This is a genomic window from Chryseobacterium endalhagicum, from assembly GCF_016745235.1.
Classification (GTDB): domain Bacteria; phylum Bacteroidota; class Bacteroidia; order Flavobacteriales; family Weeksellaceae; genus Chryseobacterium; species Chryseobacterium endalhagicum.
Map to the genome: position 1 here is coordinate 39,507 of NZ_JAELVM010000004.1, position 13,001 is coordinate 52,507.

Annotated in this window: 11 protein-coding genes and 1 tRNA gene; 7 read left to right on the forward strand and 5 right to left on the reverse strand. The window is 35.0% G+C overall.

Features of this window, described 5'->3' with window-relative positions:
- Positions 1–71: 71 nt before the first annotated feature.
- Positions 72–932 (forward strand): hypothetical protein, encoded by an 861-nt coding sequence (locus JET18_RS20760; RefSeq protein WP_202094428.1) that lies wholly within the window; start codon positions 72–74, stop codon positions 930–932.
- Between the two features lie 54 nt (positions 933–986).
- Here JET18_RS20760 and JET18_RS20765 read toward each other — a convergent pair whose 3' ends face one another.
- Both JET18_RS20765 and JET18_RS20770 read right to left on the reverse strand, forming a co-directional pair.
- Complete coding sequence (locus JET18_RS20765; protein WP_202094430.1) at positions 987–2,261, reverse strand: DUF3871 family protein; 1,275 nt, start codon at positions 2,259–2,261, stop codon at positions 987–989.
- Positions 2,239–3,219: an AAA family ATPase gene (locus tag JET18_RS20770; RefSeq protein ID WP_202094431.1), complete on the reverse strand. Its 981-nt coding sequence runs from the start codon at positions 3,217–3,219 to the stop codon at positions 2,239–2,241. The genes JET18_RS20765 and JET18_RS20770 overlap by 23 nt, the downstream gene beginning before the upstream one ends.
- 192 nt (positions 3,220–3,411) lie before the next feature.
- Between JET18_RS20770 and JET18_RS20775 the strand changes: the two genes are divergently transcribed.
- Entirely contained in the window at positions 3,412–4,836 is a 1,425-nt protein-coding gene (locus JET18_RS20775; RefSeq protein WP_202094433.1) for a hypothetical protein, read from the forward strand.
- A 14-nt stretch (positions 4,837–4,850) separates the two neighbouring features.
- Here JET18_RS20775 and JET18_RS20780 read toward each other — a convergent pair whose 3' ends face one another.
- The 3 genes from JET18_RS20780 to mce form a co-directional block, all read right to left on the reverse strand.
- A complete protein-coding gene (locus tag JET18_RS20780) occupies positions 4,851–6,050 on the reverse strand; it encodes a site-specific integrase (RefSeq protein ID WP_202094434.1) in 1,200 nt (399 codons plus the stop codon).
- Between the two features lie 187 nt (positions 6,051–6,237).
- Positions 6,238–6,311, reverse strand: a tRNA-Ile gene (locus tag JET18_RS20785).
- A gap of 62 nt (positions 6,312–6,373) precedes the next feature.
- Entirely contained in the window at positions 6,374–6,772 is a 399-nt protein-coding gene (gene mce / locus JET18_RS20790; protein WP_034730671.1) for a methylmalonyl-CoA epimerase, read from the reverse strand.
- Between the two features lie 94 nt (positions 6,773–6,866).
- Between mce and rbfA the strand changes: the two genes are divergently transcribed.
- The 5 genes from rbfA (at position 6,867) to JET18_RS20815 (ending at position 12,961) form a co-directional block, all read left to right on the forward strand.
- Positions 6,867–7,226, forward strand: coding sequence for a 30S ribosome-binding factor RbfA (gene rbfA / locus JET18_RS20795; RefSeq protein ID WP_202094435.1), 360 nt, complete (start codon positions 6,867–6,869; stop codon positions 7,224–7,226).
- A gap of 4 nt (positions 7,227–7,230) precedes the next feature.
- The gene (locus JET18_RS20800; protein ID WP_202094436.1) at positions 7,231–8,436 is read left to right on the forward strand and encodes an ABC transporter permease; all 1,206 of its coding nucleotides are present in this window, start codon (positions 7,231–7,233) and stop codon (positions 8,434–8,436) included.
- A gap of 69 nt (positions 8,437–8,505) precedes the next feature.
- Positions 8,506–10,281 carry an endonuclease gene (locus tag JET18_RS20805; RefSeq protein WP_202094439.1) on the forward strand — a complete coding sequence of 592 codons (1,776 nt, stop codon included), beginning with the start codon at positions 8,506–8,508 and terminating at the stop codon, positions 10,279–10,281.
- A 61-nt stretch (positions 10,282–10,342) separates the two neighbouring features.
- Positions 10,343–11,080: a shikimate dehydrogenase family protein gene (locus tag JET18_RS20810; RefSeq protein WP_202094440.1), complete on the forward strand. Its 738-nt coding sequence runs from the start codon at positions 10,343–10,345 to the stop codon at positions 11,078–11,080.
- A 75-nt stretch (positions 11,081–11,155) separates the two neighbouring features.
- Positions 11,156–12,961, forward strand: a complete 1,806-nt coding sequence (locus tag JET18_RS20815) for a DUF349 domain-containing protein (RefSeq protein WP_202094441.1) — start codon at positions 11,156–11,158, stop codon at positions 12,959–12,961.
- Positions 12,962–13,001 lie beyond the last annotated feature (40 nt).

Genomic DNA, 13,001 nt, shown 5'->3' on the forward strand with positions numbered 1-13,001 from the left:
ATTTACTATTTTCATAAATATATCAAAAGTATTATATTTGACAATAACCTTTTTTAACAAAAATTAAATAAATGTTTAATAAAATTGAGTTTAGTGATATTAATAGATATTTCGCTTCTATTGGGACAATTTTAATAGCCTTGGCTTTTTTACTTCCTTATTTTTATTTAAAAGAAAGCTTTGGAATAATTGTTTCAGAAAATGATTACAAATCATACACAAAAATAAGCCAAGAAATTATTTCTGATAAACAATCTAACATTTTATTTTTTCAAAACATAATTGTTTATATATCTGGAGGACTATTTATTATAGGTCTTTCATTAACTATAATTGGAATAAGACGTTGGAATAAAAGACAAATGAAAATTGATGAAAAATTTGATAAGGAACTAGAAAAACTTAAAATAGAAATCACCCAAATGTCTCCAGCAGAGAAAGAAGAGAAAATTAATTCTGAAATACAAGAAATAGTGAATTCAGAAGAGCTAACTCAATCAGGTCTAATTTTAGATAATATACGGAATGAATATAGGTTAGTAGAAGACACAATTCTAAATAAGTATAATAAAATTAACCAAAATAAATTTATAATTTATCCAAATGTGAGACTTAAGCATACTGAATATGATATACTTCTAAAATCTAATTCAAATGAATATATTGATGAATTAGTTGAAATTAGGTTTTACAAGAATAGGATTATACCAAATCTTTTGTATGATAATATCAAAAAATTTGATTACCGCATTCAATATTACTCTAATAATGTCCGTGATGCTAAAGGTATTTTATTCCTAGTATATGATGATAAAAATATCAGTAAAATTAAAATTGATAAAATAGATTTAAAATCCATAGATTTAATATCAGATATTGATATTAAATGGATTAAGCTTTCTGAACTGCAAAGCTTTAAATTATCTATTTAAAAATAATTTTAGAGCTAAAAAAATTCCACCCTGTATTGTAGGGTGGAAAAAAAACTAACTCAAAAACCAATGATAATCTGAACTACCATTAAGTGCTTTCTGAATACCCTTTGAAAACTCAAAGGCATTCAAATTCCTGTCTAGGAAAGTATCTATGTATGAAGACTTGTTAGCCTGTGTAAAGAGATTATATACATCCCAAAGGTTGATCCTACCATTCTCTAATCTACAGAAATTCTTATCCTCATAATAATCCTTAGCCATAGTATTCATATGGCTGTCATTAAAATTAAGTAGAGGCATATTTTGTTTCTCTGACTTGGGTAAATGTTGATACAATCTACTTCTACCAATCAGTTGAGCAAATTGATGTTCTGAAAGATAGTCATGCGTAAGTTCTTTCATTTCCATTAGATGTAGCTCTGCATTATAATTCTGTATTGTTTCTAAAACCTTTGAATACGAATCATTTACACTCCCAACCCTCATATCTTCAACAAAGCCATCACTACTCACGCAGAGATTCATACAAACCTGATTCTGAAATCCAATAAAGAACTTAAACTTTTCCAAAGACTTCTTATTGTAAAGGTTTTCCAAATTGTAGCTTCTCACCCCACCAATAGTAAGAGAAAGCTCATTACCATTCACAATATCAGTAATAGTGGGAACTTTAATAATGAAAGCCATTCTCTCATAATAAATAGTTTTTTCATGCTCCAATAGCTCTTTTACAGGCTTATATATAGCATTTGGTGTTCTACCCTTAATTTGGTGAGAAACCCTAATTTCAGGTTTTTTAATACATTGATGTGGAAATACTTTCTGTACAGCACTTAAAACTACTTCAATAAACTCTTGATGTGCAATAGTTTTCTCATTATCCTTACTAAATACAGGGATAATACAATCATTCTGTAAATGATGTAATGTAGCTTCTGAGGTATTAGCAACAATAAAAGGCTTATGCTGATTATCCCCATTTTCATCTAGTACCTCAGAATTATTAATTACTGTCTGAACTTTAGAAACAGGCATTAAAAAAGCCTGAAACATTTCTTTATGCTCAGGCTCTTTATTGGGAACATCAACTCTTACAGCTTGTATAGGAGTGTCAATTTTCTTTTCAATATCATTCATCTTGCTTGGATAAAATACTTCTGCATCTTTAAAGCCCTCATTGACATCTAGGAAAATATCTCTAATTGTTTTCTTTTCTACAACAGTAGTATTATTTACATTTCTTAGCTGTAGATTAATTAGGGGCTCTTCTGCTCTTAAACTTACTTCTATTATGTTGGGAGTTTTACTGAAGCTTTGTGTGTCCATTTTTACTGAAATTATTAGAGTTATTGAGGTTAATAAGTAAAGATTTTTTAGCTTCAAAATCAGGCTGTAGACTTTCCTGATACTGTGGAAACTGTCTGTATAAAGCTAATAATTCAGTAACAGACCTGCTGTTCTGAATAGCCTCATATACTTCCTGTTCTGTAGCATCCATTAGATTCTGACTAGGAGAACATTCAAAAGCATCACTTGGATCTATTTTAGGTATAGAGTCTCTTCCTGTAGAACTTGGAATAAAGATTTGAGATGGATTAGTTTCTGAGCCTGAATTACACCACTCTAATATCATTTTACCAGTATCAGAAGTAATAAGAAATTCAGGTTTATTCATAAATAATCCTGTTCTGTCCTTTGAGGCTTTAGCAAGGTGATTCTCATTAATAAGCTCGAAGTTTATAGTTAGTTCATACTCAAACCCATCCCTTGTGATTTCTTTAGTTCCATGCTTCACAACTTGGGTTTTTCCATTACTCCCAACATCTAAAGAATAATCAATCTTTCTTCTAGTGGTAGTAATGATATGACAGGTAGATTGTAGAATCTTATTAATAAAAGCTTGGTGTCTTGGAGTTACATTAGACCAATCTTGAAATCTTCCTCCTAACTTTTCATGGATTTCTAGGCAACCTCCTATACCATTCCATTCATGGCTGGCTGAATCTATGATAATGATTTCAATTCCTGATTTCTCACACAGTTCAATAGCTTGTATATACCTTTCAGGAGAGTAAGGAGCTTGTAAATCCAGTACATTGTAGTTTCCTAAGTCTGAATATAAGGAAGCAGAAGAATTCTCTGTATCTATTACAGCTATTTTACTCCAGTCCTGTGTCATTCCATAGGCTAATAATAAAGCTGATTTGGTCTTTCCAAATCCAGAAGCTCCTGATAATCCTAATCTGAGCTTGACTTGCTGTCTTTGTGATTGTTTTAATTGCATAATTTGTAACCTTAATATTAATATGAACGTATATAAAAGTAAATGTTAAACATTTTTAATTACGAAGTGAAATAAACTATTTATGGTTTTAAAGTTGTAATTTTGTAAAATAATTGTAGGCCACTTGCTTTACTGCTAAGCACCTCTTGGATTTAACACTCCAAAGGCACAGCTCCCTCAGGAGAGGGGGTAATGGCACAAAATCAAAAAGTTGGTTTTGCCTTTGCAACCAACTCTAAAAAGAATAATAGCCCAAGTGAAAAGGCAACACTTGAGATAAAAACAAAGGGTGGCTATCCCGTAATAGACAAGCTTACTTTCTATTTACCTCAAAATTTAGATATAGACAAAGTTTTACAAGATAATCCTCCTCAATTCAATTATGGCAGGGATAAACTTGTTTATATTCTTAATCTAATCTATGCTCTTCCTGCTAGGAAAAAGAAATCTATTGAGAACTATAATGGTTTTACACCTGTCAGTAAAACAATACTTGGCAGTACTATTAAAGATTATAGGGATCATATCAATTATCTTAAAGAGCAAGGTATTGTAGAGGAAGATAATTATATTCCTGATAAAAAATGTGGTGGTTTGAGATTTACTCATGTATATAGGCAACATTTAAAACCTGTTGAGATTACATCATGGACTTTAATAAAAAACATAGTTTATCTCAGAAAGAACTATAACTCAGAACTAACAAATGATTTAATTTTTCTGAAAAAATGGTTTAAAGATATTGATGTAGATATTAAAGCTGGCAAAAAGTATTTAAAAAGGCAATGGAAAGAAGATTTTAAATCTGAAAACTCCCAAAATGCAATCTTAAAATATAATAGTAGATTGCTTCCTATCGAACAACTATGTACAAAAGAAAATCCACTATTTTTTGTGGATAAGACTGCTGGAAGATTACATACTTATATAACTCAGCTTAAATCAGAATTAAGAAAGTTTTTAAAATGGAAAGGCAAACTTTTATGCAGTATAGATATTTCAAATTCGCAACCATTTCTCTTACAGTCATTACTTAATCATAATGTTTATGAAGAATGTAAGATGAAAGAAAAGCTAGAGAGAATTAATCCTAAACTAGATACTATTATGTTAGGAGTTTTAATCAATAGCATATCTAAAGAAGAAGATGTTCTTTTATTCAAAAAAATAGTTTCTTCTGGAAAGTTTTATGAAGAGTTTGGAAAAATCTTAAAAGATAATGGAGAGTTTGAAGATATTTCAAATGATAACTTAAGAAAAGAAGTCAAGAATATAACTTTCAGCACCTTGTTCAGTAACAACAAAGCTATTAGCTATTCAAACTACATTAGGATATTCCAAGCAATCTTTCCAAATGTATATAAAGTTCTTAAGTATGTAAAAAAAGGACAACATAACACATTAGCTATTGTACTACAGAGCCTTGAGGCTGATTTAGTTTTACATAAAGCTTGTAAAAGAATTGATATGGATAAAGACCATATCCCTTTATTTACATTACATGACTCTATAATTACCACAGAGGAAAATGTTGAATATGTAAAGTCTGTCTTAGTTCATGTAATGAAAGAGAATATTGGAGTTAAACCTAATTTAAAAATAGAGAGGTGGGAATAACCACCTCTTTTATTTTACATCAATTTTGAATTTAGCTTATTCATCTGCTCAGCAACCTTACTCTTAACAACTTTAGCATAGTGCTCTTGAGTAATAGTGATTTTAGAATGTCCCAAAAGCTCACTTACAATCTCCATAGGTACATCATTATAAAGTAAAACAGTTGTTGCAAAGGTTCTTCTAGCTAAGTGATGGGTAAGTCTTTTATCTAACCCTACTATATCTGCTATTTCTTTCAAGTAGACATTGAACTTTTGATTACTTAAACTTGGTAATACTTTTACTTCATTTGTATTCCTATATTTCGCAATTATTATCTTACTCTTATTAAGTAGAGGAATTGATAAGGTTTGCTGAGTTTTGGCTCTTTTCATATTAATCCATTCATTCCCATCAAAACCAGTTATAATATGAGATTTCTCAAGATTAGCCATCTCATTATAAGCTAATCCAGTATAGCAACAGAATATAAACATATCTGCTACTATTTGTAATCTCTCTGCTTTAAATTGATACTCTTCTATTTTAGCTAACTCTTCCCTAGTCAAATAAGTAATTTCTTTTTTGATATGCTTTACTTTGTAGCTTGTAAATGGTTCTTTTTGTATAATATCTTGGGATATAGCAAGCTTAACTATCTTCCTGAACCTTTGTATCATCTTATTAGTAGTTGCAAGAGCTAAAGATTTCTCTACCTTCAGAAAGAATTCATAATCTTGAATAAACTTTAAGTCCAAATCTTTGAAATGATAGTCTCCCTTATTAAAAGAATACTTAATAAAGTCCTTTAATAGTTCTTTTGCCTGTTTAAACTTCCATAAAGTTGCTATAGAATACTCCTTACCTATCAGCTTTTCAATTCTATCATTATGTTCTTGAAAGAGCTGTAATATAGTTTTGTTCTTTTTAGGAGGATTTCCTTTATACTGCAAGAAAATATCTTCCACATCAAACTCTTCTTCGTTTACCTGTAAAAACAAAAAAGCCTGATTAATTTTATTCTTAATCAGGCTCAATTGGGTATTGATAGTTTCATTCTCAGAATTAGGTGGTTTAACTTTCTGCTGTTTGTTATCCCAGTTTTGAGGATTAATAAATATCCCTGTAGCAAAAGGTTTTCTTTCTCCCATGTAAGTAATCCTACACTTTAAGGGAGCTAGACCTTTACTATTAGATTTTGATTTATCTAATACAAATAATATTTTAATTGTCATTTTCTAGTATTAATGAGGGTTATAATGGGGTTCCAATTTCTCAGAATGGGGTTCCTTTTGGGGATCTTTTTTAGTGTAGATTTAAAAGATAATGAGAGTGTTCTAGAAAAAAGAAGAATATAAAACCTTTATTTTAAGGCATAAAAAAAGCCTAAGTAATCTGAATGATTTGCTTAGGCTTTAAAAGTGGTCCCACCTGGGCTCGAACCAGGGACCACCTGATTATGAGTCAGGTGCTCTAACCAACTGAGCTATAGGACCTCAAAACTTGGTTAAATTTTGTGATTGCAAAAATAGCAAAATTTCTTTCACTACAAAACTTTTTATTGCTTTTCTTGACAAAGTTCTACCAGCACTCCATTGGTGGATTTTGGGTGCAGGAAGACAACTAATTTGTTATCAGCACCTTCTTTCGGCTCTTCGGAGATAAACTGAAATCCTTCTTTTTTTAATCTTTCTACTTCTTCCAGAATATTTTCTACGCCAAATGCCAGATGATGGATGCCTTCGCCCTTTTTATCAATGAATTTGGAGATGGGGCTTTCGGGATTACTGGCTTCCAGAAGTTCAATTTTACTTTCTCCCGTACCATAAAAAGAGGTGACCACGCCTTCTCTTTCCACACTTTCTTTTTTATAGGATTCTTTCCCTAATAATTTAGCAAAAAGTTCATCCGAAACGCCTAAAGATTTTACGGCAATACCGATATGTTCTAGCTTCATAAATACTAATAAATATAATTAAATCGTAAATTTATTCCCTGAGCTGAATTTCAAAGGGATCAATTCAAACAAAAGTACTAAATTTGCATAACTTATGGAAAGTAACAGACAAAGAAAAGTAGCACAGATCATCCAGGAAGACTTCGCAGAGCTTTTTCGCAAACAGGCTTCAGAAAGCAAGCAGAGTATTTTGGTATCCGTTTCAGACGTAAAAGTATCGGCAGATCTGGGAATTGCTAAGATTTATTTAAGCATTTTCCCGCAGGAATTCCGTTCTGCGGTGATGAAGGAAATTGAAGAAAACAAAGCGCAGTACAGAAATTTTATCGGCCAGAAAATGGCAAAACAGGTACGTATCATTCCTCAGCTTAATTTTTATCTGGATACCGCTCTGGACGACGTTGAAAGACTGGAAAGAGAATTAAGAGGCGAAGGCGACAATCCGGTTTTATAAGATCTTGAAGAATATTGCATTTTACATAGCATCCAGATACCTTTTGGCTAAAAAAGGCAGTACCGCCGTGACGTTTATTACGTGGCTTTCGGTAGGTGCCATGATGGTTGCTGTGACTGCAATGTTCGTCATTATCTCCGTATTTTCAGGCCTTGAAACGCTGAACAAAGACCTGATCTCCAATCTTCATGCAGACCTTACCCTGAAAAGTGTTTCAGGAAAAACAGTGAAAAATCTGGATAAGGTGACGGCTGTTTTGAACAATGATAAAGCCATCAGTCATTTTTCCCGTGTCATTGAAGAAAAAGTATACGTCAATTATAAAGGCAAGGGTGATATTGCTTATTTAAGAGGAGTAGATTCCGCATATATTAAGGTTAATCCCATAGATAAAGATGTATTCTACGGAACCTATCCGAGTTTCAAATATTCCAATGAAGTTCTGATGGAAACCAATCTGCACAACAGATTATCAATTCCTATAGATTCCAGCAGCAGCTATGCAACGATCTTCATGCCCAAGCCAGGAACCGGAATCATCAATAAAGAGGAAGATATCTACAATAAAAGAGATTTTCTGGTAACGGGAGTTTTTCCCGGAAAAGAACAGCTGGACAGCTATATCATTGCTCCAATTGAACTTACTGAGGAACTTCTCAGCCTTCCCAAAAAATCGGCTTATCAGATTGTCATTAAATTAAAAAATCCGGAAAATGCAGATGCTGTAAAGCAGAGTCTTCTGAATTCGCTGGGGAAAAATATTGAAATTAAGACCAAAGAAGAAGAGAATGCGGCCTTCTGGAAGATGATCAATACTGAAAAAATGTTCATCTATCTGATTTTTGCGCTGGTGATCTTCATTACCACCTTCAATCTGGCGGGAGCCATCATTATTCTCCAGCTGGATAAAAAAGAACAGTCGAGATCTCTTGTTTCACTGGGCTTCCCGATCAGCCACTTAAGAATGACGTATTTCTATACCGGACTTCTTATTGTGATTTCGGGAGTCATCTCAGGATTGATCATGGGAACCTTACTTTGCTATTTCCAGCTTTATACGGAATTCTTCAGGGCGAATGAAATACTTCCTTTCCCTGTAAAAATTGTTGGAAAAAATTATCTTATCGTAGCATTCACCGCTTCCCTCTTCGGAATCATTATTTCATGGTTCTTTTCCAAAATCGGTAAAGACTATATTACTAAAAATTAACACACTATCTTAAAATAAAATTCGCTCCATATTCAATTTTATGTACCTTTACGGCCCAATTTTTTTGAAATGAAACGAATTTTATCCTTTTTTTTACTGACTTATGCGATTTTCGCATCAGCACAGGCACCAGCCGGTTATTATGATCCTGCTGCAGGCCTTACGGGAGCTCCATTAAAAACAGCTCTTAAAGGCATTATTAAGCTGGGTCATCAGGACCATGGCTATGGCGGTCTATGGATCGGCTATGCCACAACAGACCGTGATTATTTTTACGAAAATGACGGAAAGATTTTAGATATCTATTCTGAAAACCCAAACGGACCGGATCCGTACACCTATACTTTATCAACCGACCAATGCGGACAGTATTCATCGGAAGGAGACTGCTACAACAGAGAGCATATTGTTCCTCAGAGTCTTTTCAGTGAGAACAGTCCAATGGTATCCGACATCCACTTCATCCGCCCTACAGATGGAAAAGTAAACGGAATGAGATCTAATTACCCCTTTGGAAAAGTAGGAACTGCCACTTTTACGTCAGATAATGGTTCCAGACTTGGAAACTCTATGTCTCCGGGATATGGAGGAACCGTATTTGAGCCGATCGATGCTTTTAAAGGTGATGTAGCCAGAATGATCTTCTATTTTGTGACCAGATATGAAGCTGAACTTTCTTCTTTCAGTACAGGAAATATGCTTGGCGGATCTGCTTTCCCGGGACTTCAGTCATGGGAACTGAACCAGCTTCTGGCATGGCATGCTGCAGATCCCGTATCTGCTGAGGAAGTAGCCAGAAACAACGCATCCTATACTTATCAGGGAAACAGAAACCCATTCATTGATAATCCGGCATATGCCAACCAGATCTGGGGAACACCTGTAGTAGATACGGAAGCACCTACTGCGGCTACCAACCTGATCACACAAAACCCGACTTCCAGCACGATATCTTTAAGCTGGACTGCCGGTACTGATAATATAGGAGTTGCCAATTATGATGTATACGCCAACGGAACATTAAAAACTACCGTTTCGGGAACTACAGCAACCGTTCAGGGACTGGCACCGTCTACCACTTATACATTCTACGTTATTGCAAGAGATGCGGCTGGAAACTCGTCTCCGCAAAGTAACAACGCAGATGGAACAACCCTGGCAGGACAGCCTGGAGGATCAAGCTGTGGAACAGAAAACTTTGAAAGTATTCCTAACGGCGGAAACGGTTACGGAACCAGAACATGGACGAATGCAGGAATTACATGGACCGCTACTGATGCCAGAACAGATCAGACCATTGCAGGAAAAGCCATTACCATCAGAAACGGTGACTTAACCAGCTCAACTATTTCAGGAGGAATTCAAAGCCTGACGCTAACAACTCAGTTAAAATTTGGAGGAAGCGCCGGTTCTTTCAATGTTCTTGTCAATAATGTGAATGTAGGAACCATTCCTTACAGTGCAACACAAGCCACCACAACGATCAGTAATATTAATGTCAGTGGAAATGTCGTTATTCAACTTACAAATTCATCAACAACCAATAGAGTTGCTTTGGATGATCTTACCTGGACCTGCGCCGGAACTCTGGGAACCTCAGACGTGAAGAAAGATGCTTCTGAATTCACCATCTACCCTAACCCGGTAAGAAACAACGAATTGTCTGTAAAAGGTGAAAATCTGAATAAAATCTCAAAAGCTGAGATCTATGACCTTTCCGGGAAGCTGATCGAAGTGATTGCCAATCCTTTTAAAAACTCTGATAAGATCAATCTTAAAGGACTTTCCAAAGGAAATTATATCCTAAAAACAGACCGTTTTTCTACCAAATTCATCGTAGATTAAACTGTAAAAAATATTTAATAACGAAGGCCGGTTTATCCGGTCTTTTTTTTATTTTTGATGTATGGATTCCAATAAAAAATTAGGCCTGATAGGAAAGAATATTTCCTATTCCTTTTCTAAAAAATTCTTTGAAGACAAGTTCCAGAAACTGATGCTGAAAGACTTCACCTACGATATTTTTGATCTGAGTGAAATTAACGAAGTAGAAAAACTCCTTACCGATCCTGAACTTCTGGGTTTCAATGTTACCATTCCTTACAAGGAGAAGATTGTTGATTATCTTGACGGGCTTAGTGATGAAGCAGAAAAAATCGGGGCGGTGAACTGCGTTTTAATCAAAGACGGAAAAAAGACAGGGTATAATACGGATGCTTTCGGTTTTGAAAAGACCTTTCTTCTCCACAGGAAAGCGCATCAGGACAAAGCTTTGATTTTAGGAAACGGAGGCGCTGCAAAAGCTGTGAAATACGTTATGGACAAGCACGGAATTCCATCCATCGTTGTTTCCAGAAATTCAGAAATTAATTTCAATAACCTGGACAGCGTCACGGTTCGTGATCATAAAATCATTATCCAGTGTACGCCGGTGGGTACATTCCCCAATGTTGAGGATTGTCTGGAGTTTCCATTTGACGGAATCACTTCGGAGCATCTGATCATTGATCTTATTTACAACCCAAACTATACGAAATTCATCATTAAAGCATCAGAAAAAGGAGCTAAAACAGTCAATGGTTATTATATGCTTGAACAGCAAGCAGAAAAAGCCTGGGAAATTTGGAATTTTCAAAAAAAATAACCTAAATTAGTACCTTAATTGGCTTTACAGCTATATACAAAAGGATTTTAACGCCACTCACATAAAAGATTTGCTATGACTACAGAAAACAATCTTTCTGAAAACGAAGAAAACAAAAATTCTGAAGAAGTATCTCAGGAAGAAACCTCAGGAACCCCCGTTGCTCATGATGAAATTGCTCATGATGATGAGGCAGAACATGCAGAAGAGGACCATGCCGATGATATTTCTCTGGCTGATGCTTTGAAAGAAATGGAATCTATCATCAACACGGCTAATGCTGGTGAGAATTTCAAAAGATTCAATCAGTTAAAAGAAAAAGCAAGTCATTACATCCACGATGAAGTGGAAGACAAAAAGCATGAGTACACAGAAGCCGGAAACGCTCCTGAAAACTTCAGCTATGAACACCCTTCCCAATCGAGACTTTCTGCTTTGATCAACATTTTCAGAGAAAAGCACGATACTTACCAGAAATCGCAGGATGAGGAGCAGAAGAAAAACCTTGAACACCGCCAGAATATCATAGAAAGACTTAAAAACCTTTACACTAATTCTGAGCCGGGAGTCAATCTTTTCAAATCCATCCGTGAGATCAAGGAAGAGTGGTCAAAGGCCGGTCAGGTTGCCAAATCAGAATTTAAGATTCTTAACAATAATTATTTCCACCATCTGAATCAGTTTTATCAGATGCTGGATCTGAATAAAGAATTTCTGGAGCAGGAATTCAGCCATAATCTGGAGAAAAGACAACACATCATTGCCCGTGCCAAGGAACTGGAAAACGAGCCTGTCATTCAGAAAGCATTGAACGAGCTTCAGTATCTTCATAAGCTTTGGAAAGAAGAAGCAGAGCCGGTAGCAGAAGAATTCCGTGAAAAAACATGGGAAGAGTTCAAAGAAATCTCCAACAAAATCCACGAGAGAAAATCTGAACTTTCGGCAGCTATTGAAGGCGAACAAAGCGACAACCTGGAAAAGAAAAACCAGATCATTGCAGAAATCAAAAAACTTTCTGAACCTGCTGAAACGCCTAACCATAGCTACTGGCAGAATTCCATTAAAAGAGTGGAAGATCTCCGTACTGAATTCTTAAAAACAGGAAGCGTTCCAAGAAAACTGTCTAACCAGAACTGGAATGATTTTAAAACGATTCTGAGGGGTTTCAATACCACTAAAAATAATTATTACAAATCTCTGAAAGGTTCACAGCAGGCCAATCTGGAAGAAAAATTAAAACTGATCCAGACCGCTCAGGACAATATGAACAATGAAGAATGGGATATTGCTGTTCCTTTATTCAAAAAGCTTCAGGAAGACTGGAAAAAAATAGGGCACGTTCCAAAGAGCATGACCAATAAGATCTGGGATGAATTCCGTGATGCCTGCAACACATTCTTCAATAATTACAGAGAGAAGAATAATGCTTCCAACGACAACTGGAAAGAAAATTACAAGCAGAAAAAAGAAATTCTTGAAGATCTGAAAACCGTTTCCAATGACGAAGGCAGCATCGAAAGAATAGAAGCCATAAAAACCGCCTGGAACAATATCGGGAAAGTACCGAGAGACAAAATCTCAATTAATACCGAATTCAACAGAACGTTAAGAGAAAAACTGAAGCTGAACAAGATCAATGAACTTGAGCTGAAAGAAGAAGGATTAACGGAGAACCAGCTTACAGACAAAGCAAGAAAAATCAAGAGCCAGATCTCTGACCTTGAAGGTGAAATTGTAAAACTGGAAAACAACCTGGCATTCTTCAAAAATCCTACAAAAGAAAATCCTCTTCTGAGAGATACTTTCAATACGATTGACGAGAAGAAGGCTCATCTGGAAACATTGAAACAGAATCTTCACAAAATCATTGCCGGAGAATAATCTATTAAACAATATAAAAAGGCGGAGCAAAGCAATTTGT